Source organism: Paenibacillus tundrae, from assembly GCF_036884255.1.
Classification (GTDB): domain Bacteria; phylum Bacillota; class Bacilli; order Paenibacillales; family Paenibacillaceae; genus Paenibacillus.
On the sequence record NZ_CP145605.1, the window covers coordinates 2,420,508 to 2,444,902 of the forward strand.

The 24,395-nt window shown below is 45.2% G+C and carries 23 protein-coding genes; 21 read left to right on the forward strand and 2 right to left on the reverse strand.

The features are described from left to right. The first annotated feature begins 3 nt into the window (after nucleotides 1-3). The 10 genes from rnc (at nucleotide 4) to trmD (ending at nucleotide 10,973) form a co-directional block, all read left to right on the forward strand. The gene (gene rnc / locus V6W81_RS10880; RefSeq protein WP_056700517.1) at nucleotides 4-702 is read left to right on the forward strand and encodes a ribonuclease III; all 699 of its coding nucleotides are present in this window, start codon (nucleotides 4-6) and stop codon (nucleotides 700-702) included. Between the two features lie 189 nt (nucleotides 703-891). After that, the gene (gene smc, locus V6W81_RS10885) at nucleotides 892-4,461 is read left to right on the forward strand and encodes a chromosome segregation protein SMC (RefSeq protein WP_338543140.1); all 3,570 of its coding nucleotides are present in this window, start codon (nucleotides 892-894) and stop codon (nucleotides 4,459-4,461) included. Between the two features lie 255 nt (nucleotides 4,462-4,716). After that, nucleotides 4,717-5,718, forward strand: coding sequence for a signal recognition particle-docking protein FtsY (gene ftsY, locus V6W81_RS10890; protein WP_128101375.1), 1,002 nt, complete (start codon nucleotides 4,717-4,719; stop codon nucleotides 5,716-5,718). Between the two features lie 170 nt (nucleotides 5,719-5,888). Further along, complete coding sequence (gene trhA, locus V6W81_RS10895; RefSeq protein ID WP_145046258.1) at nucleotides 5,889-6,536, forward strand: PAQR family membrane homeostasis protein TrhA; 648 nt, start codon at nucleotides 5,889-5,891, stop codon at nucleotides 6,534-6,536. 295 nt (nucleotides 6,537-6,831) lie between these two features. Beyond that, nucleotides 6,832-7,182, forward strand: a complete 351-nt coding sequence (locus V6W81_RS10900) for a putative DNA-binding protein (protein ID WP_307214219.1) — start codon at nucleotides 6,832-6,834, stop codon at nucleotides 7,180-7,182. Between the two features lie 69 nt (nucleotides 7,183-7,251). Beyond that, nucleotides 7,252-8,628 carry a signal recognition particle protein gene (ffh, locus tag V6W81_RS10905; protein ID WP_128101377.1) on the forward strand — a complete coding sequence of 459 codons (1,377 nt, stop codon included), beginning with the start codon at nucleotides 7,252-7,254 and terminating at the stop codon, nucleotides 8,626-8,628. Between the two features lie 53 nt (nucleotides 8,629-8,681). Further along, complete coding sequence (rpsP, locus tag V6W81_RS10910; RefSeq protein ID WP_056700527.1) at nucleotides 8,682-8,954, forward strand: 30S ribosomal protein S16; 273 nt, start codon at nucleotides 8,682-8,684, stop codon at nucleotides 8,952-8,954. 23 nt (nucleotides 8,955-8,977) lie between these two features. Further along, nucleotides 8,978-9,208, forward strand: a complete 231-nt coding sequence (locus V6W81_RS10915; RefSeq protein WP_056700529.1) for a KH domain-containing protein — start codon at nucleotides 8,978-8,980, stop codon at nucleotides 9,206-9,208. A gap of 483 nt (nucleotides 9,209-9,691) precedes the next feature. Beyond that, the gene (rimM, locus tag V6W81_RS10920; RefSeq protein WP_145046262.1) at nucleotides 9,692-10,204 is read left to right on the forward strand and encodes a ribosome maturation factor RimM; all 513 of its coding nucleotides are present in this window, start codon (nucleotides 9,692-9,694) and stop codon (nucleotides 10,202-10,204) included. A gap of 1 nt (nucleotide 10,205) precedes the next feature. Beyond that, complete coding sequence (trmD, locus tag V6W81_RS10925) at nucleotides 10,206-10,973, forward strand: tRNA (guanosine(37)-N1)-methyltransferase TrmD (protein ID WP_338543148.1); 768 nt, start codon at nucleotides 10,206-10,208, stop codon at nucleotides 10,971-10,973. 218 nt (nucleotides 10,974-11,191) lie between these two features. Here trmD and V6W81_RS10930 read toward each other — a convergent pair whose 3' ends face one another. Then, nucleotides 11,192-12,148, reverse strand: a complete 957-nt coding sequence (locus V6W81_RS10930; protein WP_338543150.1) for a polysaccharide deacetylase family protein — start codon at nucleotides 12,146-12,148, stop codon at nucleotides 11,192-11,194. Nucleotides 12,149-12,359: 211 nt separating this feature from the next. On the opposite strand from V6W81_RS10930, the gene V6W81_RS10935 reads away from it, so the two are divergent. From V6W81_RS10935 to V6W81_RS10985, 11 genes are all read left to right on the forward strand, one after another. Continuing rightward, the gene (locus tag V6W81_RS10935) at nucleotides 12,360-12,743 is read left to right on the forward strand and encodes a hypothetical protein (protein WP_338543152.1); all 384 of its coding nucleotides are present in this window, start codon (nucleotides 12,360-12,362) and stop codon (nucleotides 12,741-12,743) included. 278 nt (nucleotides 12,744-13,021) lie between these two features. Then, complete coding sequence (gene rplS / locus V6W81_RS10940; protein WP_024630190.1) at nucleotides 13,022-13,363, forward strand: 50S ribosomal protein L19; 342 nt, start codon at nucleotides 13,022-13,024, stop codon at nucleotides 13,361-13,363. Between the two features lie 478 nt (nucleotides 13,364-13,841). Next, nucleotides 13,842-14,462, forward strand: a complete 621-nt coding sequence (lepB, locus tag V6W81_RS10945) for a signal peptidase I (RefSeq protein WP_145046268.1) — start codon at nucleotides 13,842-13,844, stop codon at nucleotides 14,460-14,462. 116 nt (nucleotides 14,463-14,578) lie between these two features. Continuing rightward, a complete protein-coding gene (ylqF, locus tag V6W81_RS10950; RefSeq protein ID WP_145046271.1) occupies nucleotides 14,579-15,442 on the forward strand; it encodes a ribosome biogenesis GTPase YlqF in 864 nt (287 codons plus the stop codon). A 582-nt stretch (nucleotides 15,443-16,024) separates the two neighbouring features. Continuing rightward, on the forward strand, nucleotides 16,025-16,732 hold the full coding sequence (locus V6W81_RS10955) for a ribonuclease HII (protein WP_145046273.1): 708 nt from the start codon (nucleotides 16,025-16,027) through the stop codon (nucleotides 16,730-16,732). 62 nt (nucleotides 16,733-16,794) lie between these two features. Next, nucleotides 16,795-18,852 carry a DNA ligase gene (locus tag V6W81_RS10960; protein WP_338543153.1) on the forward strand — a complete coding sequence of 686 codons (2,058 nt, stop codon included), beginning with the start codon at nucleotides 16,795-16,797 and terminating at the stop codon, nucleotides 18,850-18,852. Beyond that, nucleotides 18,849-19,157 carry an EscU/YscU/HrcU family type III secretion system export apparatus switch protein gene (locus tag V6W81_RS10965; protein ID WP_056700545.1) on the forward strand — a complete coding sequence of 103 codons (309 nt, stop codon included), beginning with the start codon at nucleotides 18,849-18,851 and terminating at the stop codon, nucleotides 19,155-19,157. Before V6W81_RS10960 ends, V6W81_RS10965 begins: the two co-directional genes overlap by 4 nt. Beyond that, the gene (locus tag V6W81_RS10970; protein WP_260985315.1) at nucleotides 19,151-19,549 is read left to right on the forward strand and encodes a YraN family protein; all 399 of its coding nucleotides are present in this window, start codon (nucleotides 19,151-19,153) and stop codon (nucleotides 19,547-19,549) included. The genes V6W81_RS10965 and V6W81_RS10970 overlap by 7 nt, the downstream gene beginning before the upstream one ends. 452 nt (nucleotides 19,550-20,001) lie before the next feature. Continuing rightward, on the forward strand, nucleotides 20,002-20,163 hold the full coding sequence (locus tag V6W81_RS10975) for a hypothetical protein (RefSeq protein ID WP_338543156.1): 162 nt from the start codon (nucleotides 20,002-20,004) through the stop codon (nucleotides 20,161-20,163). Between the two features lie 55 nt (nucleotides 20,164-20,218). Further along, a complete protein-coding gene (locus V6W81_RS10980) occupies nucleotides 20,219-21,448 on the forward strand; it encodes a carboxypeptidase-like regulatory domain-containing protein (RefSeq protein ID WP_338543158.1) in 1,230 nt (409 codons plus the stop codon). A 289-nt stretch (nucleotides 21,449-21,737) separates the two neighbouring features. After that, complete coding sequence (locus V6W81_RS10985; RefSeq protein WP_338543160.1) at nucleotides 21,738-22,289, forward strand: nitroreductase family protein; 552 nt, start codon at nucleotides 21,738-21,740, stop codon at nucleotides 22,287-22,289. A gap of 294 nt (nucleotides 22,290-22,583) precedes the next feature. Here V6W81_RS10985 and V6W81_RS10990 read toward each other — a convergent pair whose 3' ends face one another. Further along, nucleotides 22,584-24,188, reverse strand: coding sequence for a YifB family Mg chelatase-like AAA ATPase (locus V6W81_RS10990; protein WP_338543161.1), 1,605 nt, complete (start codon nucleotides 24,186-24,188; stop codon nucleotides 22,584-22,586). Between the last annotated feature and the right edge of the window lie 207 nt (nucleotides 24,189-24,395).

A 24,395-nucleotide genomic window follows, 5' to 3' on the forward strand; every position in this document is an offset into this window, starting at 1 on the left:
AATTTGAGTGAAGATCTGAAGCAATTACAGCACAAACTTCAAATCAAATTTGACAACAGGCAGCTTTTAAAACAAGCGTTTACCCATGCTTCGTATGTAAACGAACACCGGTTCAGTCAGCATCAGGATAACGAACGCTTGGAGTTTCTAGGCGATGCGGTATTGGAGTTGACTGTTTCGGAATACTTGTATCATTTGTATCCTAACCGTCCGGAAGGTGAACTAACGAAGCTGCGGGCATCTATTGTCTGTGAACCTTCCCTTGTCAAATTTGCTGAAGCATTGGGTTTTGGACAGTATGTACTTCTTGGAAAAGGTGAGGAACTGACTGGAGGACGGACGCGGCCAGCGCTGCTAGCTGATGTGTTTGAATCCTTCATCGGTGCATTATATCTGGATCAGGGACTGGAACCGGTTAGGACGTTTCTGGATCAGCATGTATTTCCGTTAATTGTTCTGGGCGGCAAGTTGCAAATGAGCGATTACAAAACGGAGTTGCAGGAACTCACACAGCATCACAATATGGGATCTTTGGAATATCGAATTGTTGAAGAACGGGGTCCTGCCCATGAAAGGGAGTTTGTCTCCGAGGTCCATATGGGTCAAGAACGGCTTGGCAGAGGTACAGGACGTTCCAAAAAAGAAGCTGAACAGCAGGCTGCATCAGCAGCGCTGGAACGATTGAAGCTTCCGGAAGCCTGAGGCTTTACCGATAGCGCATAGACAAACGAAGAGCAAAGAGCAGCCCCGCGGGTCCGCCCCGGCGGAATGATTAGCCGGACTGCTTTTTGCTCTTTTTTTTGTAAAGAGAGGTTAGGGTGCAGTTTCCCCTAATTCAAGGATATGCGCTGCAACAACTGAAATTTGCAAGAGGAGGTGACGGGAAGCCCTATGTTTCTTAAACGTATTGAACTGGGTGGATTCAAGTCATTCGCCGACAAAACAGAGATGGAATTCGTTCGTGGCATAACTGCGGTTGTGGGCCCGAACGGTAGTGGGAAAAGTAATATATCTGACGGAATTCGCTGGGTATTGGGGGAGCAAAGTGCTAAATCACTACGTGGTGGCAAAATGGAAGATATTATTTTTGCTGGTAGTGATGCGCGAAAAGCCGTCAATTATGGTGAAGTTTCATTAACCCTCGATAACGAGGATCATGCGCTTGCCTTAGATTTTGGTGAGGTGACCGTGACACGTCGTGTACATCGTAGCGGAGATAGTGAATATTTTATTAATAAGCAATCATGTCGTTTGAAAGATATTACAGAATTGTTCATGGATACAGGGATCGGTAAAGAAGCCTACTCGATTATTGGACAGGGACGAATTGAAGAGATTCTAAGTACCCGGTCAGAGGATCGCAGGGGGATCTTCGAAGAGGCATCTGGTATCGTCAAATATAAATCTCGTAAACGGGATGCTACACGCAAGCTGGATGAAACAGAGCAAAATTTGCTGCGGATTCATGACCTCGTTACTGAACTAGAAGATCAGATTGGCCCGCTCAGAGAACAGTCGGAGAAGGCAATTCACTATAAGGAATTACGGAGTCAGTTGAAATCTCAAGAAATTTCGATGTATGTGTATCAGATTGAACAAATCCATGCTTCCTGGAGCAAGGCTAATGAACGTTTACAATCGTTAAAACAGGAAGAGGTTGGTCTCGCTGCAATTGTCTCAACACATGATGCAAAGCTAGAGAGCGATCGTAATGCGTTACGTACGCTCGAAGCTGAGACGGAGCGACTGCAATCGGAGCTCCTACAATTCAGTGAAGCAACCGAGAAGAGTGAAGGACACGGAGAATTATTAAAAGAACGAGCACGCAATCTGCAAACAAACCATGAGCAATTGACCGTGACAGTTGCAGCCAGTGAAGAAAAGCACCGCGAGCGTGAGGCTGAGTTGCTCTCTCTTCGTGAGAAGTTCGCTAAGCTGGAGAAAGAACTTACGGATGTGAGAAACAGCCTGTCCGAGGAAGAGGCGAAGCTCATTGGGGTGACTGGAGGTATCAGTCAACAGCAAGAGGAGAGTCTCAAAGGTAATTTGCTCGAATTAATGAATCAGATGGCGCAGACACGAAACGAAATTCGTTATGTGGATCAGCAAAAGGAAACGCTGGAACGACGCATGAGTCGTGCATCCGAAGAATCTGGCAAATGGGAAGGGCAAAAGGAAACGTTAGAGCAGCGTAAAGCGGAAATCGAGAAAAAGGTTGCACGTCTGGGCAAGGAAATTAGTGAACTTCGCGGTGGATACATTACCGAGAGTGAACGACTTCAATCCTTGCAGAAGCTGCTGGAAGAGAGTCGGGGAACCGTTCGGAAATGGGAGCAAAAGCGTGAAGCTCAAGTTTCCAGACGTGATACGATGAAAGAAATGCAGGATGATTTTGATGGATTTATGCTCGGCGTTAAAGAAGTGCTGAAGGCGTCCCGTAAAGGTACACTGAGCGGGGTTCATGGCGCGGTGGCTGAGCTGATCAAAGTGCCTGAAAAGATTGAACTTGCGGTAGAGACGGCGATGGGTGCGTCTGTGCAACATATCGTCATGGAGAATGAATCGGTCTCCAGGCAGGCGATTTCTTTCCTGAAGCAACGTCAACTAGGTAGAGCTACATTCCTACCCCTTGATGTCATTCGTCCTCGTACCATTGGTGCTAATGAGCGCTCGATGATTGAAGGTATGGATGGATTTGTGGGTATTGGTGCCGATCTGGTTCAGTATGATTCAACGTATGCCTCGATTATCGGTAGCCTACTTGGTAATGTCATCATTGCGGAAACGCTGGAGGTTGCGAATAAGATTGCTGCACGGTGTCAATATCGCTTCCGAGTAGTTACCCTTGAAGGTGACGTGGTTAACGCAGGCGGTTCCATGACAGGGGGAAGCCAGCACAAGAAAAACGGCAGTTTGCTCAGCCGTAAACGGCAACTGGATCAGTTGGATCAAGACATTGTGGATACCGAAAACCAGATCGTCAAATTGCACCGCAGTGTAGAAGATGTCAAAGCACAGTTGGAGCAGTGCCAGGACAAGCTGGATGAGCTGCGACAGTCTGGTGATGATACACGTAATGCGGAACAACAGGCATCAATGGAAATGAAGCAGGTTGAGCATGAGCTTCGTCATGTACTGGAGCAGGTTGCTGTAGCCGGTCAAGAGAAGAGTGGATTCAAAGAAGAGATTCAAGAGATGGACAATGCTCGTGCGGTCGCTGTCCAGAAGCTTGCGCAGCTTGAAGAGGAAGAGAAGGCGACGCATCGTGCTATCCACGCTGCTGAATTCGCGCGTAAGGCCAATGAATCTGCCAAAGAGGAATTGCAGAGCCAATTGACGGAGCTGAAAGTGCGGGAAGGTAAGCTGGATCAAGAGCGTTATTCCAATGAAGAGCAGCTACGTCGTCTGGAACGTGAGGTCGAGTCCCTCGTGAAGGAACTTCGTCAGAATCGTACTTTGCTCGCTTCGATGGAAGCGGATTTGAAGAAAACACAGCTTGAGAGTGTTACGCAGATTGAGAATCTGAATGAGTACAAGCTGAAGAAAACGGAAGCTTCTCAGGAGCTAGATTTCAAGCGAGCTGCTCGAAGTCAGTTGTCGAAGAAGCTAGAGCTTGCGGAAAGTGAAACAAAGGAACAGCGTACACAGCTCAAAGCAGTGGAAGAGCAGATGCGTCAGACCGAGATTTCCGTGAACAGGCTTGATGTTGAGCTAGAAAATATTTTGCGTAAATTGACCGATGAGTATGAGCTCGGATATGAACTGGCTAAAGAGCGTTACCCTGTACCAGAGGATGTAGAAAGCACACAGGCTGAGGTACAGAAGCTCAAACGAAGTATATCTGCACTTGGTGAGGTCAATCTGGGAGCCATTGAAGAATTCCAGCGTGTCAATGAACGATACGAGTTTCTCAGTGAACAGAAGAATGACCTGGTCGAGGCCAAAACAACCTTGTATCAAGTTATCCGTGAGATGGAAGACGAGATGGCTAAGCGTTTCAAATCAACGTTTGATGCGATTCGCCGTGAATTCGGCACCGTATTCTCCAAATTGTTTGGTGGTGGACGCGCGGATCTCGTCCTAATGGATCCTGAGCGAATGTTGGATACGGGAATAGATATCGTAGCTCAGCCACCAGGCAAAAAGCTGCAAAATTTGCAACTATTGTCCGGGGGAGAGCGAGCGCTCACAGCCATGGCATTGCTGTTTGCCATCCTGCATGTTAAACCCGTGCCGTTCTGTGTTCTTGATGAGGTAGAAGCTGCACTGGATGAAGCGAATGTTGTTCGTTTTGCTCAATATCTACGTGAATTCTCCGAACAGACCCAATTTATCGTGGTGACACACCGCAAGGGCACGATGGAGGAGGCTGACGTTCTCTATGGCGTTACGATGGAAGAGGGCGGCGTGTCCAAGCTCGTTTCCGTTAAGCTGGAGGACGAGGAAGCGGAGATCGCATAGACGGTTAAACTAGGTCGTGTCTGAAAACTCGCTGAAGTGCATCTTTTCCCCTTTTCGCCCCCTGCTGCGTCACTTTCCCTTGACGTGCCCCGGCACGCCTGCGGAAAACTTCCTGGCTTGGAACGAAAATTCGGCAAAATCTGCTTCCTTCGGAGTTTTCAGACACTCCCTAAAAAGAGCTCTATGAAGTATAGGCAACATTACAGGTGGTCTATTATAAATGAAGTATGACTATGCACACGATGGAGGGGCTTTATGAGTTTTTTTAAGAAGCTGAGAGATAGCATTGCTAGCAAAACGGAGTCGGTTACGAAACAGTTTAAGGAAGGACTCGAAAAGACACGCAAAGAGTTTGTTGAGAAAGTATCCGACCTTATGGTTAGACGCAAAAAAATCGACGAAGAATTCTACGAAGAATTGGAAGAAATTCTAATTGGAGCCGACGTTGGCGTTAACACCGTCATGAATCTCATTGATGAATTACGCGTTGAGGTCAAAAAGCGTAAGATTGAGGACGCAGCTGAGCTACAACCGGTACTTTCTGAGAAACTAACCGATTTGTTACGTGGGGAACAAAATAATGAATTAAAGCTAAATCCGAATGGGATTACGGTTATTTTATTTGTTGGCGTTAACGGTGTTGGAAAAACAACGACCATTGGTAAACTGGCGCATCGTTACAAACAGCAGGGCAAAAAAGTCATTATGGCAGCAGGGGATACATTCCGTGCTGGTGCAATCGAACAGTTAGAGGTTTGGGGACAACGTGCTGGAGTGGAAGTCATTAAGCAGCAAGCGGGTTCTGATCCGGCGGCAGTTATGTTTGATGCTGTGCAAGCGGCTAAACAACGTAACGCGGATATTTTGCTCTGCGACACAGCTGGTCGACTGCAAAATAAATCCAACCTGATGGAAGAGTTGAACAAAATTTATCGTGTTATTCAGCGTGAAATTCCGGATGCTCCACATGAGGTGTTGATGGTGCTTGATGCAACGACAGGACAAAACGCCCTGAATCAAGCGAAACTGTTTGGAGAGAAAAGTGGCGTGACAGGACTCGTACTAACGAAGCTTGATGGTACAGCTAAGGGAGGGATCGTGGTTGCGATTCGCCAAGAGTTGGACTTGCCCGTGAAAATGGTAGGTTTGGGTGAGAAAATGGAGGATCTGCAGCCATTCGACTCTGAACAGTTTGTACATGCATTGTTTGCTGGGCTGATTCAGGAACAGGTAGAAGAAGGCTCCACTGAAGAGTAAATCTCTATCAACGGATTGGTTAGACAGAAACAACATTTTTGGAACACAAACGTAACGTATACATGACCCTATTGCCGTTGATAAGCGTATGCTCTACATGTTTATCTACGGCAATAGGTGTATAATGGAATAAATGTGAACTTAAAAAAGGGTTAGAAAGGACGGTTGATATGGCCAATACCTATACCTATTCCCGCCGTGAAGAAGTCGCTAACGCAGTAACTCATGGGATCGGTGCTGCGCTTAGTGTGGCTGCATTGGTACTATTAATTGTATTCTCCAGCATGAAAGGTACGGCATGGCATGTGGTTAGTTTCACGATCTATGGAATCACGATGCTTATGCTCTACACCAACTCAACGTTGGTACACGCACTTAAAGAGGGTAAAGCCAAAGATTTATTTGAGTTTTTTGACCACTCCTCTATTTATTTGTTTATCGCAGGAACGTATACGCCCTTCTTATTCGTTGCTGTCCGTGGGACACTTGGGTGGACGTTATTTGGAGTCATTTGGGGTATCGCATTATTCGGCGTAATCTTCAAGGCGTTCTTTACGAAAAAGTTTCTGTTTATGTCCACGATCTTCTATATTGCTATGGGCTGGCTCATCGTCATTGCTTGGCAACCGCTTGTAGCTGCAATTCCTTCAGGAGGAATCGTGTTATTGGTAACGGGTGGACTGATGTACACGCTTGGAACGCTGTTCTATGTGTGGCGTGGATTCCCGTATCATCATGCCATCTGGCATTTGTTTGTACTGGCAGGCAGCATTCTTCACTTCTTCGCCGTACTTTTATATCTTACACCTCTACGATAGTAACAATGAACGAATCAGCTCTTTTTAGATAGTGTTCAAAAAGCCGCCCTTATTGAACACTCATTCTATAAATAGGAGGGGTTCGTTTTTTGTTTGGAGAGTAGTGATGTAAAAGAAGGATATAAGTGGCTTGGATATTGATTATTTCACCTTATTTTTGAGTAGTTTTATGCCTTGAATATAGCAATTTTATTGTGACAAGTATTTTTGCTTGACATCCTGATTTCTTTTCGGTATTATTAGGAACGTTGCAAGAGTGTAAAGTGTTTTTCCTTGACGAAGGGAGTGCCCCGATATGAGTCAAGAAAATCGGCTTGAGAAGACAAACCGAATTAACTTGCTGTTTGCTTTTTATGAACGTTTACTGACAGAGAAGCAACAGACCTTTTTAAAGTATTACTTTCATGATGATTTCTCGCTCGGTGAAATTGCATCCGAGTTCGAGATCAGCCGCCAGGCGGTATACGAGCATATCAAGCGTGCCGAACAAGTGCTTGAAAATTACGAAAGCAAGCTTGGCTTGTTAGAAAAGCATGAGCGTCGCAATCGTAATCTTGAAGATTTGCAAAATGCATTGGAAGACATCGGTGTCTCCATTGATAACAACAAACCAATAAACGATATTGTTCAGCAGCTTAGAGAATAGAACCATTTTGAGCACTGAACGAAACGTAACGATCTTACAAACAGTATTACAGCTTAAGGAGGTGGGATCATGGCATTTGAAGGATTAACGACCCGATTGCAGAATGTGTTCAGTAAACTGCGCGGCAAAGGCAAGGTGTCTGATGAAGATGTTGCCGAAGCGATGCGCGAGGTGCGTCTGGCATTGCTTGAAGCGGATGTAAACTTCAAAGTGGTCAAGGAATTCATCGCCAAGGTGAAAGAAAAGGCTGTCGGTAAAGAAGTGATGGATAGCTTCACACCAGGAATGGTGATTATCGACATCGTAAACAAGGAACTCACGGACTTGATGGGTGGAAGTCAGTCGAAGCTGGCTAAAGCGAATAAGCCTCCAACAGTTCTGATGATGGTTGGTTTACAGGGTGCTGGTAAAACGACAACATCCGGTAAACTCGCTAAAATGCTGCAAAAGCAAAATAGCAGACCATTGCTTGTAGCGGGAGATATTTATCGTCCTGCAGCGATTAAGCAGTTGCAAGTGCTTGGTGAACAGATCAAAGCGCCTGTATTCACACTGGGAGATCAGACAAGCCCTGTAGAGATTGCACGTCAGGGATTGCAGCATGCAAAGGATAACGGCAATGATTATGTTATCATTGATACCGCAGGTCGTTTGCACGTAGATGAAGAACTGATGGAAGAACTTCGTCAGATCCATAGTGTAGTTAACCCGGATGAGGTTCTGCTTGTTGTAGATAGTATGACAGGACAAGATGCTGTTAATGTGGCAGAACACTTTAACAAGCAGCTTGATCTAACCGGTGTTGTACTGACAAAACTGGATGGAGATACTCGTGGTGGTGCGGCGCTTTCTGTCAAAGCCGTTACGGGTTGCCCAATCAAGTTTGCTTCTCTTGGTGAGAAGCTGGATGCACTTGAGCCTTTCCATCCGGAACGGATGGCTTCACGGATTCTCGGCATGGGCGATATGCTCTCTCTAATTGAGAAAGCACAGTCGAACATCGACACAGAGAAGGCCAAGGAAATGGAACGTAAGATGCGTAATGCTGAATTTACGTTTGAGGATTTCCTTGAGCAGATGGATCAAGTGAAAAAGCTTGGACCAATTGATCAGATCATGGATATGATTCCTGGCATGGGCAAGATGAAACAAGCTAAAGATCTGAAGGTTGATGACAAGCAGATGGGTCGAATTGAGGCGATTGTGTACTCGATGACAACAGAAGAGAAACGTAACCCGGACATGATTAATCACAGTCGCCGGAAACGGATTGCTACGGGTAGCGGAACATCTCTGGCTGAAGTTAACCGACTGATCAAGCAGTTTGATGAAATGCGCCGCATGATGAAACAGTTCTCGGATATGATGGGACCTAAAGGCGGCAAAAATAAAGCGATGAAGCAACTCAAAGGATTAGGCAAAGGAATGAAGTTTCCTTTCCGTTGATCTACCTGAGTTGAAGTAATAATCAGATTTCATTGAAGGAGGTGAATTTTCAAATGGCAGTTCGTATTCGTCTGAAACGTATGGGTGCTCACAAAGCTCCTTTCTACCGCGTAGTGGTATCGGATTCCCGTTCCCCACGTGACGGTCGTTTTATCGAGGAGATCGGTTACTACAACCCGGTTGAACAACCGGCTGTTGTTAAGATCGATGAAGATAAAGCATTGCAATGGCTTCAAAATGGTGCGCAAGCATCTGACACTGTCCGCAACTTGCTGAGCAAAGCGGGCGTGATGAAGAAGTTCCACGAGTCTAAACTATCTAAATAAGGTGCTGATTCGGAGGGTCATCTATGGAAGAATTAGTAAGTGTAATTGCTAAGGCTTTGGTCGATCATCCGGAAGATGTGACGGTTCGGACGGTTGAGAAAGACCGGCTTGTCGTGTATGAGTTAACCGTGCATCCTGACGATGTTGGGAAGGTCATTGGTAAACAGGGACGTATCGCAAAGTCTCTCCGTACAGTCGTCACATCAGCAGCAGTTAAGATGGATAAACGGGTTACCGTAGATATCATATCTTAAAGATATACGAAAGGGGGTTAGGATGCATGTCCTAGCCCCTTTTCGTGCATGCTGAACTTAAAGAGGTTGTTCAAAAAGTCCGCTTTTGATTACGAAGGATGCCTGAGGGCATCTCAGCATCGAATATGGGATTCAGCCGAAATGTCCGTTGCTCACGTAGGTTTGCCTACGCTCCGCTACTCCATTTCTAGCTTTATCCCATCTTCTCGGTACTGAAAACCGTCCTTTTTGAACACGCAATTAATGTATATCGGATATTAAATTAAAATATTTTTTGGTATGAGTGACATCGGGAGCAGTGTAGGAGACGGAATCGATTCTGGAGAAGCGTTAGCGTTCACCTTTATCACCACATTTTCACCTTTTTATAATAGTTCAAAAAATGAGGGGATAACAGTGATCGGAAGAACGAACCGTCGCTGGAACGGCCATTCGAGAGTCGAAGTACCTATTTAATTTGATTGAATTTCGTAGGAGGATTGTATGGCAGAATTTATGAACGTAGGTAAAATTGTAAACACTCATGGCATTCGTGGAGAGTTGAAAATTATGCCGTTGACGGATTTCCCGGAAGTACGGTTTGCTAATAATGCAGAACTATATTTCTTTACAGCGGATAATCATCCGAACTTGGTGCATGTAGAATCTGCACGTCTGCATAAAAATATGTATATCGTTCGTTTGAAAGAGTACGGAAACATTAATGAAGTGGAAAAGTTCAAAGGCGGGATGGCTAAAGTATCCAAAGAAGATTTGGCCGAACTCGACGAGAACGAGTATTACTTCCATCAGATTGTAGGATGTACTGTCATTACGGAAGAGGGAGATACGCTCGGAACGATCTCCGAAATCCTAACGCCGGGTGCCAATGACGTATGGGTAGTCAAAACACCAGCAGGCAAAGAAGTTCTAATTCCGGTAATTGATGATGTCGTGCTCCATGTGGATGTGAAGGAGAAACTGGTTAAGATTCACCTTATGGAAGGGCTGCTGTAGCATGAAGGTAGATGTACTAACTTTGTTCCCGGAAATGTTCGACGGTGTATTCGGGACGAGTATTCTCGGTAAAGCTCAGACTAAAGGACTTGTTTCTCTAAATGCGGTTAACTTCCGTAATTATGCTACCAATAAGCATAACACAGTAGATGATACGCCATATGGGGGCGGAGGCGGTATGGTGTTGAAGCCTGATCCGATCTTTGCTGCCGTGGAGGATATCCTTGATCAGCGTGAAGAGGCTACTGTGCCTACGATGAAGGCGCCGCGTATTATTTTGATGTGTCCACAAGGGGAGACGTTCACACAGCAGAAGGCGGAAGAGCTTGTGCAAGAGGATCATCTTATTTTTATATGTGGACATTATGAAGGTTATGATGAGCGTATTCGCGAATTTCTAGTTACAGACGAGTTGTCCATTGGCGACTATGTGTTGACAGGCGGAGAGTTACCAGCCATGGTTGCTATTGATAGTGTGGTACGTTTGATTCCAGGTGTACTCGGCAACGAAACGAGCGCAGTGACTGACTCGTTCAGCACGGGACTGCTGGAGTATCCGCATTATACACGTCCACCAGAGTTTAGAGGCATGAAGGTGCCAGACGTGCTGTTATCAGGTCATCATCTGAATATCGATGCATGGCGCAGGGAGCAGTCTCTGCTACGTACTTTGGAGCGCAGACCTGATATGCTGGAAAGTGCGGAGTTGACGGATAAAGAACGAATTTGGTTAGAAGAGCTTCGTTTGAAAAAAGAGAAATCAGAGTAGGAAAAGGCTCTTTATACCGACTTTAAGATACATTACATTACAGATGTAGTGAAATAGTGAGCGGATAAGTTCATATATGCAGTATATGCATATGATGGTTAAACACCATGGACTTCTACTTTGTGTATGGATAGATATCCAGGCAAAAGGCCTAGTTACAGCCGTAATGGCGGTATAGCTAGGCCTTTATTTGTACACATGCTTCAATGTGTTGACTTTTAGTTCGCCTCAGTAACCGATTCAGCATCTTGACTTGAACCGGATTGCAGCAATGCAGGCAGATCCGTGCCAGTAGTCACGGTAAGACGTGGAAGCCTCATTAAGTCGGCACCAGGCTTCACCATTCCTTGGACAATGGTAAAGGCCATGCGGTAGCCATTTTGCTGCAAATAGTAGATCATCTGTGTACTGGTGTATCCAAAAGGATAAGCGATATAAGGTGTATCAATGCCTGTCTGCTTCATCTGCTGAATATCATCGCTGAGGAGCCTAGTATCGAGACCAGCGGGAACGAGCTGACCACATCGCATGAAACCTTTATGATGCAGATTGTAGGTGTGACTGTTATATTCAAATACATCTGAACCGGCTGTCATCTCTGGTTTGGATAAGAACGTATCTTTGCTTGAGTCAAATACAGAAGGCTGATCCTGAATCTTGTTTCCAATCACAAAAATGGAAGCGTGGAAATCATACTTCTTGAGAACAGGATAGGCAAGTGTATAGTTGTTCTGGTAACCATCATCAAAGGTGATTACGATCGATTTGGAAGGTAATGAAATTCGTCCATTAACGTAGTCTTCCAGCTCTTCAAGTGTGATCGTATGATAACCTTCGTCATGTAAGTATTTCATGTTTTTTTCAAAGTCTTGCAGACTAATCATAGATTTGTTTTGTTTCTTCAGAGCGTCCATATGAGGTTCTATGTAATGATACATCAATACAGGAACTTCTGTGGCAGTACCTGGCGCAACGTGAAATGTAGTGGCATCAAGAGTAGGTGTGCTGTTATATTCGGAGTGGGATAATGAGAACGCTTCGCGTTTCACCATATCCCATGATGTGCAGGCTTTGTGTGCTAAGGCGTTGGAGGGGTGATTAACGGCATAGACATATACCGTGGTCAGACAGGTAAGTACAGCTAGAGTAACAAGCAAACATTTTTTCCATTTCATATGATCGTGGTTCTCCTTATAAAAAATATCAGTATAATTCATGACATAACTAGCCCTATATATCATAGACGAACATGGCCGTGCGGAAGTTACAGTATCTTAGCCGGTTGCAGGGTTGACTTTGTTCGGTGAATCTGATTATTAAGCATTCTAATCTTGAGAATATGTCTATTGATATAGCTGAGCTGTAATAAGGGAGATCATGAGAATCATGAAAAGTCGCCAAAAAGGTATAATTACGGTTGTGTGCTTATTATTATCGGCTGTCACTGGAATTGTTTGTTTTCAATTATCTACGCCAAAGGAAGTGAACCAGTATCACTCAGCGGGGATTATTAAATTAGTGGATAAGAAGGACGGGCCAGTAAAGGTTGATCATTATAAGGTGCAATACATCCTGTTACTGGAAAGCTTGACAGAGGAAGGGCCGACGGAGGTAGCATTTGATGAGCAGACGAGGGTGTATTTGGCGAAAGGACTTGAGCTGGAAGGTGTGACAATTTCTCAATTAAAGTCTGAGCAAAAGATTGATGTCACGTATGAATTTCCAAATGATCATATCATTAGAGCAAGTGAGATTGTCATTCAGCAATAATCAAGATATCGGAATGAGATACGTATAACGAGGAAAGTCTTTTTCAATAAGGATTATAAAAGTAAAGTAATCAATGGATACTTGGTTATATATTTGGGAATAGTTATTGGTTCATAGTCAGAGTACAAATAACCTGATACATTTGTCTTGTTTTTTGATATGCTACATGATACAATAAGTCTGTTGTGTGGAATACGGCGGTCCTCTATGGATAATGAAGGAGACAAGGTGATCTCTGGAAGAAGTATGAACGCCTGTACGGAAGGAGGGAGTCATAGATGAATATCGTTCAAGCGATTACACAAGAACAACTTCGCAAAGATATTCCGAGTTTTCGTCCTGGTGACACTTTGAAAGTGCACGTTAAGGTAATCGAGGGAACTCGTGAGCGTATCCAATTGTTCGAAGGTGTTGTGATTAAACGCCGTGGTGGTGGAATCAGTGAGACTTTTACAGTTCGTAAAATTTCTTACGGTGTAGGTGTGGAAAGAGCTTTCCCGCTTCATTCCCCAAAAATCGATAGAATCGAAGTGGCTCGCCGTGGTAAAGTGCGTCGTGCGAAGCTTTATTATCTTCGTGAACTACGCGGTAAAGCAGCGAGAATTAAAGAAATTCGTTAATATAACGGATACCGGGGAGGGCTTGGAGACAAGCCCTTTTCGTTTTTGTCTGGGAAAAGTTGAACCGGAGGTACACTTCCGAGTAAAATGGTATGGCGGCACACGTAAGAGTTAGTCCGGGAGGTTTGAATTAATCAGTTATTGATGTCATTTAATTGTGGTTTGAATGTACGGAGTTCTTGTGTGAGCATTTTGCATAAATCCAATGAGCGACTTATAATTACCAAAGATTACATTTTTAGTGAGTTGTGAAAAAGATTCATTCGTCTTCACATTGGCTTACACGGGAGTATCTGCCCGTCTGAATTACCGTTTCCGAGAGCAAGTGGAATCGAATTATGCAAAATGCTGGCGTATAGATTACATAACTGATGAGATTATTTTGTATCTGTTTCGATCTGGATGAGAATGGAATGATGCAAAAATCTGGATTTGCAAGCTGCTATAAACATGTACCGTGAAGAGAGGAAGATCAGTGATGGAACATGAAGTTCAACCAAACCAAGGCAATGCTGTCGATGAAAAAGACAGTCGATCCAAAAAAGCTAAAAATGAAATTGTCGAGTGGCTTAAAGCCATTGTTATCGCATTAGTGCTTGTTATTTTGATTCGGTGGTTGTTATTCAAACCATTTGTCGTAGACGGACCGTCTATGCAGCCGAATTTTGAAACAGGTGAACGTGTTATTGTTAATGAAATATTATACGATATTCGCGAGCCGAAGCGTGGCGAAGTTATTGTCTTCCACGTACCGTCCGAAGGTCGAGATTTCATTAAACGAGTTATTGCAGTAGAAGGTGACACGGTAGAGGTAAATGATGATACGGTAACAGTCAATGGTCAAAAAGTCAATGAGACTTATATTCAAGGTGCGATTGATGCCGCAGAAGCAAATGGCGGAACGTATAACGTGAAGGATTTCCCGAATGATCAATTCCCGGATGGTAAAGTGCCACCAGGACATGTGTTTGTAATGGGAGACAATCGTCCTAACAGTACAGATAGCCGTATGATTGGTTATGTATCTCTAGAGGATATCATCGGTCGTGCCGATGTAATATTCTGGCCGATCGGTAAGATTAAATGGATTAACCATTAATAGTGATGCTGGACTTATGGCAGACTATGTAATGTGAATGATAACGAGAATATTAAGGCAGAGCTTATCGTAAGAAGGACTGCCTTAGATTAGAATGATAAAGAGGTGAGGACAAGGTGACGATACAATGGTTTCCAGGTCATATGACCCGAGCCAGACGCCAGATTCAGGATAAGTTGAAGCTCATTGACGTGGTCATCGAACTGTTGGATGCCCGTCTGCCTGTCTCCAGCCGTAATCCGATGATTGACGAAATATTGCAGGGGAAACCCCGTATGATTCTGTTGAATAAGTCCGATTTGGCAGATGCTAAAGTGACGCAAGAATGGATTGACTATTTCAAAAAAGAGGGAATAACTGCTTTTCCTGTAGATGCTTCAACAGGCACGAATGTAAAAGACATTCCTGTACAGGCGAAGCTTCTTCTAAAAGAAAAAATTGATCGCCAGCTAGCTAAAGGGGTTAACCCTCGTGCGGTTCGTGGATTGATTGTAGGTATTCCAAACGTTGGTAAATCGACGCTGATCAATCGACTGGCAGGCCGAAGTATTGCACTGACAGGGGATCGCCCGGGTGTGACGAAGGGACAACAGTGGATCAAGGTAGGCAAAGAGATGGAACTGCTGGATACCCCTGGTATTCTGTGGCCGAAGTTCGAAGATCAGAACGTAGGTTATCGCCTTGCGGTAACCGGTGCCATCAAAGAAGAAATTTTGAATGCCGAGGATATTGCCTATTTTGCGATTAGTTATTTAATGCGTTATTATTGGGATGCTCTTGAAGAACGTTACGGACTTGAGGATTTTTCCAAGGATGCAGATGATTCAGACAGTGTCATTGCAATTATGGAAAAGGTTGGACGCATTCGTGGTTGTATTGTAAGCGGAGGGCGTGTTGACCTTGAAAAGGCATCAAGAGCCTTTTTGCGTGAACTGCGTGCTGGCAAGATGGGACGCTTCTCAATGGAAGCTCCATATTAATCAATATATGATAGGAAGATGAACTGTATACTCAGTCTTCTTCTATGGAACAAGTGCCGAAAGAAGCGGCCGTTACCGGATTACCGGGAGCGGTCGCTTTTTTGTATACAATAGGCGGGAGATCTAATTCACTAAACCATTTACGTGATAATAGGGAGAGGCAAATTAATAGGAAATAGAGGCATGACTTATTTTAAAAAGCTAGACCTATGAGATAACTTCGTCCACAAGCATTTACAAAAGGGCGTTATTTGGAAGATTTTGAGTGAGAACTTGCATTGCTCAGATTGCGTCATATGTATATGAGGACAAAACGAATCATGGTATGATGAATGGTGAAGTAAACGCACAAGGACGGATGCAAAATATCTTCAATTTAAATAAACAAATGCCGATAAAAATATTAAATCTATTTGTTATTTCTATACCATTAATATGTAACAAGTTGTCTACTAAATTAAATGTCGTTGGTGAACATGTATAGTTCAGTAACTGTAATATTTCAATTGAAAATCCAATTTAAATCTGTATGAATCTGATAAATACGTTATTGCAAGCATGGGTAGAGGAGATGAAGGCAAGATGACTCATAACGATAAAGAAGTTGAACTTATTCAGTTAGAAGTCCTGGATAAACCAAAGAAGAAAAAAGAAAAAGTGGCTGCTGAACCACTAGATTTGCTGCGATATGAACGAGAGTATTGGGAGAGTGGATTCGAACATATTGCTGGCATTGATGAAGTCGGTCGGGGATGCTTGTTTGGAGATGTGGTGGCGGCAGCGGTCATTTTACCTCGGGATCTGATTCTAGAAGGTGTGAATGATTCCAAAAAGCTGTCGGAGAAAAAACGCGATATGTTGTTTGAACTCATTATGGAAAAAGCGATATCTGTCGGTGTTGGTTTTGCGGATGCAAAAGAGATTGACCATCTTAATATTAAACAAGCGACTCGTCTGGCAATGAAGCGGGCAGTGGAAGGGCTTGAGGTTCGACCTGACTATCTCTTCGTAGATGCGGAAAAGGTCGATGTGACTATACCTCAGATGTCAATCATTAAAGGAGATGCCAATAGTCAGTCCATTGCTGCAGCATCCATTATCGCGAAGGTGACCCGGGATCGACTGTGCAAGGAAGAATGGGAGACGTTATATCCGGATTATGGTCTGTCGATACATAAAGGCTACGCTACAAAATTTCATCGGGAACAGATCATGGCTTTGGGAGCAACACCTATGCATCGCCGTAGTTTCCTAGGGAATTTGTTAGGGGAGCAACAAACGTTATTTTAATCAACATCAGTTCAACTAACTTTAGTTGAACTGATGTTGTTCAGACGAGAGGAGGGAAAGTCGTGAATATCAGCTCAATGATTCGAGGGCTACTCGGAGACAATAAACCAGGCGAAGCCAAACCTCTTGAATTAAAAGAAGGTCAGGTGGTACGTGGATCTGTTCTTAGTGTGTCAGATGATGGCGGAGATGCCGTTCTGCAAATACAGGGAGTACAGGTGAGGGCTAAGCTTGAGACGCCTCTGCGCCCAGGGGAAACCACGTTGCTTCAGGTACAGCCACAGGGAGAGAATGGCGTCACTGTGATGAAACCGCTGGCTAATACGTTGTCGGAACTGCCTCAAGCATCGTTGAACAACCTGCTTCAAGAAGTAGGTTTGTCTGATACGAAAGGGAATCGTGAATTGTTACTGGCTATGCAGCGCAGTGGATTACCTCTGACCAAGGATAATGTCGCTATGATTCAAAATATGATGACAGCTAAGCCCGCACAGGTTCCGGTGGAGGAATGGGTGCAATCAACGGGAATTGCTTTCCAGCGGGGGCTTCCCATTACGGCGGAGACTGTTAAAGGGTTACATCAGGCAGTGTTTGGTCCACCCTTGCATCAATTGTTAAACGGGCTTGCAGATCAGTTGGAATCCTTTCTCACGCAACAGCCAGGCAAGTCGGCTGCAACCACGGGAGAACAAGCTGGTGCGGCGAAGACAGCGATTAACCAGGGAGTGGCAATGCCCGTGACGGGAAGCCTGCAAGCAGAAGATGCCGCATTGCCTGCTGGTGCAGGGCGTCCTTTGGCAGCAACGAATGGAGCAGGACAGGCACCCGTTGCAATTGGGGGAACCCCTGTTATGACCGATGGCGCAGCAGAAGAGGTGGGAGCCCCATCAAAGGCGACCGGGCAACCGCCAGCAGCAGGCACCGGTAACGCTACGGAGGCTGCTGGCGTGAAAGCGGGAACCAGCCAAGTGGAGACGCCTGGCAAGCAAGGAGCAGGTATTCCGGCGGGAACCGGAATACCTGGGGAGAGCCCGCGTGGTGCTGAAGCGGGCTCTGTGGGTCAGAGCCGCCCAGGTGCAATCGGGGCGGCAGATCTTCAGGCTGCCCGCGCAATCGCGGGACAGCCAGAAGCAGGCGCTGCCGGGCGAACTGCCGGCAGCGCTGAGGGCACGCCTGCGGCTGCGAGTGCAACGCCCGCAGCCGCGCAGGCGGCGCCAGCAGCAGCAAGCGCAGCGGAGCTTGCGCCTAAGCTGCTGGCGCTGCTGGATGCGCTGCGCAGCGCATCCACTGCCGCACCGGCACAGCCGGGTGCGGCAGCCCAGGCCGCCCCTGCATCGCAGGGCGGCCAAGCCGCTGCGGCTGCCGGAGGCGTGCCGCAGCAGGTTGCAGCCGGCGCTGATGCGCCGCCGGCTGGTGGAACTGCCGCAGCTCCTGCAGGTGCTGCGGCAACGCCCGGCACCCACGGGGGAGACCCGTGGGTGGGGCGTGTGTTGAAGCTGCTCGGTGCAGAGCACGAGCAGCAGGCAGTGCACGGCGCAGCTGCGCAAGCGCGCGTGGGCGACGTGGCGAGTCCGGGAACCACGGACACGCTGAAGGGCTTGCTGCTGCAGTTAGCCAGCAGCGACAATGTTCCGGCGGCACTCAAAGATGCCGCCGGGCAGGCTGTGCAATATTTAACGGGTCAGCAATTATTGCTGACAACCGATCGAAGCTCCACCTTTGCCCAGATGCATTGGTTCATTCCAATTACCGGCCCTGATGGGGAGGAGACTGCTTCAGTTCAGATTCAATCTCGCAGAGGCCAGCGCGGCGAACTGGATGCATCCAACTGTCGTTTGTGGTTTGACTTAGATATGAAGAGTCTGGGGCCAACTTTGGTGGATGTGCATGTCGTCAACAATATAGTCAGTCTGCGTGTGCTTAATGATCAGGAAGGTATGGGATCGCTACTCGAAAGTGGGCGTGAAGTCATTCATACGGCTCTTGATAAGCTAGGCTACCAACTGCTTACCTTTAAGACAGAACCTTGGCCGGTAGGCCAGGAACCTGGTGCAGAACGTAAAATTAATGCGTCGGATTATAGCCCTGAACGGTACAAAGGGGTGGACTTTAAAATATGAAAGATGAGCCGCAGCCGGATCTGCTTTCCAAAAAGGCTGTTGCCTTAAAATATGTACCAGGGGAAACAGAAGCGCCTGTTGTCGTGGCCAAAGGTCGTGGCAAAGTGGCAGAAGCCATTCTGGATAAAGCCAAGGAAAATGGTGTGCCTGTTCAAGAAGATGCGGCTCTGGTAGAGGTGCTCTCTAAGCTGGACCTAGATGAACAGATACCGGCGGAATTATATCAGTTAGTAGCAGAGGTATTAACCTACATTTATAAAGCTGATCGAATGGCTTCTGGACGGGAGGAACAAAACGATTGGTAGATCATATACCAGAACATCCATCCACTCCTAAGCTTACACGTCAGCAAAAAGGAAAATTAGGCGAGCAAGCAGCTTGTCGGTGGCTACAAGAGCATGATTACGAGATCGTAGCCCAGAACTGGCGTTGTCGTAGTGGGGAGATCGATATTGTTGCTACGTTTGAAGAACTCGTCATTTTTGTTGAAGTCCGAAGTAGAAGCGGCGTAGGGAGATACGGTACACCACAGGAATCGGTTGATTTCCGTAAGGTGCAGCAGGTTCGTTCAACGGCCGCAGTGTATATGCAAAGGTCTGGAGAGCTCAATCGGCAAATCCGCTTCGATGTTATTGCAGTGATGCAAGATGCGACTGGAGAAGCAATTTCCCTAGAGCATATTGTAAATGCGTTTTAGAGCCGCTTTAATCTCACTTAAAGGCATTGCTCACCTGCTTTTCGCTCCTGCTGTGTCACGTTCTCTTGAAGCACTCAGTAAGATGCTTGCGAAAAACTTCTGATCCGATACGTAAATTCGGCAAAATCTATTCCTTTCGGAGTTCTAAGATACAACTAAATAAATGAGGTTAAAAACGGACTTTATTGCCACGAACATCGTCGTGGTAGTGAAGTCTTTTTTTTGTTGATAGACTATACCCCATCTTTCTATTGTTGCCAATTAAAGGGGTCGAATTTTAGATCCGTAATACTTCTATCTGCCTCGGTCTAATTCCAACATCTATCCTGATTGAGGTATTGTTAGAGTTTTGGTTATTTGCAGTAATTCCATATTGTAATTGAATGATACAAATTGTATCATATATCGTGGGAAATGACAGAAAAGAAGATTGAAGATAGGAGGAGAGGAAGATGGAAAAAGAAGCGAATAGAATGGATACCAAAGTTAAGCGTTGTTGGCAAACGCCCAAAATGGATGTGTTGGAGGTGCAACATACCCTGAGTGGTGGTGGTGGAATCTGGCATTATGTATGGGACGGAGAGTTTTGGAAACTTGAATTACTTACAAGCTAACACTGACTGGCTGTTGTATGACAAGACCTATAAATAGACTAATGAGGTGAAACCCATGTTTATGAGTAAGTGTTCTAAATGGATCTCTCGATCATTCATGCTGGGCTTCTTTATGATCTTACTTAGTGTTGTGTACGCTGGAACGTCTTACGCATTGGAGCAAGAAGGGGTCTCCTCCACCGCACAAGAAAACGATGCCCAACCACCAGCCATTATTTATGGGAAAATAACGGATCGAGAAGGCTACAGCGTCCCTTATGCCAAAGTGGATTATGAGCTTTATTATCGGGGCGATACGACCAAACATAGTCTGGTCGCTGATGAAAACGGAAACTATCGTTTTGAAGCAGTCGTTGAAGATTATACAGATCTGACATTGTACGTTGAAGCAGATGGCTTCATTACTTATGCATCCTATAGACAATATCAAAATTATACGTTAAGTCCTGGGGATGAAGTGAACATCAATGTAAGTCTATATGAGCCTTCTACCATTGTGGGTACGGTAACAGATCCAGCGGGTCAGCCGATTCCTGGTGCAGCAATTAAAGTGACAAGTATAACAGATCGTGTAATACAGACGGATGCAAATGGAAGATATACGGTTACGGGCATCGATTACGATTATAACGCGAACATCGCCATCTGGATCGATAGTCCGGATCATCTTCCGTATCTACAAGACCGTCTAGGCATTGATGCTGGTCAAACGTTACGTATCGATGTAGTACTGGAAGATGCTGCTCATGTCAGAGGACAGATTGTTGATGCTAGTGGGAATCCGGTAGCAGGCGTCAAAGTTAGTGGGTACACAGAACGAGCCACAACCGATGCTCAGGGACATTACTTACTTAAACGGATTCCAACAGGATCAATTACAATCGTTGCGGAAGCAGCTGGTTATCCCAAACATAGTAAATTAGCAAATTTAACTCCGGGAGATCATAATACCGTCGATTTTGTATTACGCGTGAACCAAGATATTCAGCCTCCAGTTACCAAGTATCGTCTGGTACCATTAACAGAAACGATTAATGGAAAGCTATATATTGTTGGCTTTACGTTTAGATTGCAAGCCACGGATGAAGCTAACGGATCAGGCGTAAAGATAACGCAATATCGTTACAATAGCGGAGAATGGATGACCTATAATGGTCCTGTTAAATTTTATGCAAATGACGTAAAGTTGGTGGAATACTACAGCACGGATGTGGCAGGGAATGCGGAGAAAATGAATAAAATGGACTTTGTAAATGGTATCTTTGAAGGTGCCGGCTCGTACTAAGTGGCTCTTACTAGAAACCGTAGGAACGTTGACAGTTAAATAGGTGTGAGTAGATCGATGCTTTTAATCTCTGCATTCCTCTCGAGGGGGCAGGATTGAGAGCATCTTTTTTTATGAGAATAGGAGATAGAAGATGAGGAGATCCATAGCGGTCAGCTTTTTTGAATCTGGAGAACAGAACGATGTATAATAAAGAAGCAACTTAACAGGTTGTTTTATATCAAATCATATGCTTGGCTTACAAGCTGTTACACCATAATTTAAACAAGAAAGCCTAGGAGGTTATGTTATGAGCAAATCAATTCAGACAGGAAACGCGGTCATTGAGGCGATTAAAAATCGCCGAACGGTCAAAAAATTCAAAAAAGACGCGGTGCCAACAGATAAAATTATTGAATTATTAGAAGCAGCCGTATGGGCTCCTAATCATAAACTGCGCGAACCTTGGCGGTTCCTTTTATTTACTGGGGATGGCCGCAAAAAGCTAGCTCAGGCAATTGATGCTGAGATGGGAGAGGACAATAAATTCTCAGCTAATATTAAGCAGGTTCCTGCGGTGATGTTGGTTGTACTGGAAGAGGATCCGCGCCAAAATATTTGGGATGAGGATTTTGCTGCGGTTAGCGCGCTCGTACAGAACTTTTTACTTGCAGCCTGGAGTGAAGAGATTGGCACATTCTGGGTAACGAAACCATTTTTATATGCTCCCAAATTTCGTAAACCACTCGGCATTGAAGCAGACGAAAAGATTATTGGCATGATCTATATGGGGTACCCGGATGTTATTCCTTCAGCTAAAGAACGTACATCTGCAAAAGAAAAGCTGACTCTATTTGAATAATCTATTTTCATAACGTACGTTATGTTAAGTTGTAACTATTTTGTCGACGTTTGGTGAAGAATGAGGTGATACGAATCGCCCCAATTTACGCTACATTTCCTTATACATGGGAATGCTACATAGGTTGAACTTATCCGTTTATAGCAGAAACAAGACCCTAAGGACAGTTGTTTGTTTTCTTGGGTTGGGGCCGTAAACGTGTGTTCATTCAATCTATAAGCAAGCGTAAATGGGGCTATTTGTAATGTTTGAGTTAAACCATCTCTAATCACAAAGTGGATTACGGCATTCTTTTTAAAAGATTTTAAGATCCAACTGACGATATTGAATGGCTTCAGCCACATGCGCAGTGACCACTTCACCCTCATTTTCAAGGTCAGCTATTGTTTGTGCCATCTTCATGATTCGATCATGTGCACGCATGCTTAGGTTCATGGCCTGTAATGTATTTTGCAGCAATTGCTCTGCCTCCTGAGGTAGAACAATCATGCGGCGTAGCAATGCTCCAGAAAGCTGGCTATTCCAGTGAACACGTGTATGTGCGTAACGTTTGGCTTGAAGCTGATGAGCGTGCATGACTTTGGTTTGCATCTCATTAGAGCCAAGAGATGGGGCAGCCTTACGCCATTCACCTGGAGGTGGAACTTCGACTTGAAGGTCGATTCGATCAAGCAAGGGACCTGATATCTTGGCACGATATGCTGCGACACGGGAAGGACTACAGATACAGCTAAGGTCATCGGTTTGTGCGGATAAATATCCACATGGACACGGGTTCATAGAACAGGCAAGCATAAACTGCGCAGGAAACGTGAATACAGCCCTGGCTCGGCTAATCGTCACCGTTCGATCCTCCAAAGGCTGACGCAATACCTCTAACACTTGACGTTGGAATTCGGGGAGCTCATCCAAAAACAAAATTCCACGATGTGCCAGACTTACTTCACCAGGCTTCGGAATACTGCCGCCACCGATTAACCCTGAAGTTGAGATGGTGTGATGAGGAGAACGGAATGGCCTTTGGCTGACGAGTCCTTGTGATATTTCTTTTAACTTACCTGCAGCGCTTAAAATTTTGGTTACCTCAAGGGCTTCCTCTTCGGAAAGGGGAGGGAGAATAGTAGGCAGCCTTTTAATCAGCATCGTTTTGCCTGTGCCTGGTGGACCAACAAGCATAATATTATGCATGCCTGCCGCAGCGATCATCAGTGCCCGTTTCACATGATGCTGCCCTAATACGTCGTGATAGTCCTCTAGAGAGGAATCCTCTGATTGTCCACCTTTATCCGGATCGATCACTTCTATTGCATCCTTTGACGATAACAAATGGTTGTAATCTTTTAGAATGAGTGGTTGATTATTTGCTTTTGTTTCTACAGTGTTACCTATACCAGATTCGCTTTGCGGTATAACATCTTGCAGATGTCGAATCCCATACACCTTAATGCCTCGGATTAGAGCAGCCTCTGCCAAATTATCTTTAGGTAGCAGGACAGAGGTGAAGCCTCCCCTTTTAGCGAGATCAACCATAGCAAGGATACCGGGTACTGAACGCACCGTGCCATCTAGAGCAAGTTCTCCAAGGATAAGCGTTCGTTCTTGTGGAGGGAGCATGAGTTGTCCACTAGTGACAAGCAGACCCACCGCAATAGCTAGATCAAAGGAAGAGCCTTCTTTTCGTAAATCAGCAGGAGCTAGGTTAATCGTAATTCGCTGGAGTGGGTACTGGAAACCACAATTTTTAATCGCTGCCCGGACACGCTCTACAGCCTCACGAATGGCTGAATCTGGTAGCCCAATAATGGCTGTCTGAGGTAACCCATTTGATAAATCGGTTTCGACCTCAATCAAAACGCCATCAATTCCGTACAAACAAGCACTATGTATCTTACCGTACATAATAAAAGAAACACCTCACTTCGTTCTTGACTCTGCATAGCGCAGGCCAGTCTTCGAATTAAGGTGCTTCCTCATCTTCTATTATGCATTTTATATAAAAGAAATCAGGGCGTCAACTCAGGTGTTCGTCATGATGATATCGAACGGGATTCCTGATTCCTGAATTGTTATGACATCAACCAGAAATTCTTCAGAGAATTACAAATG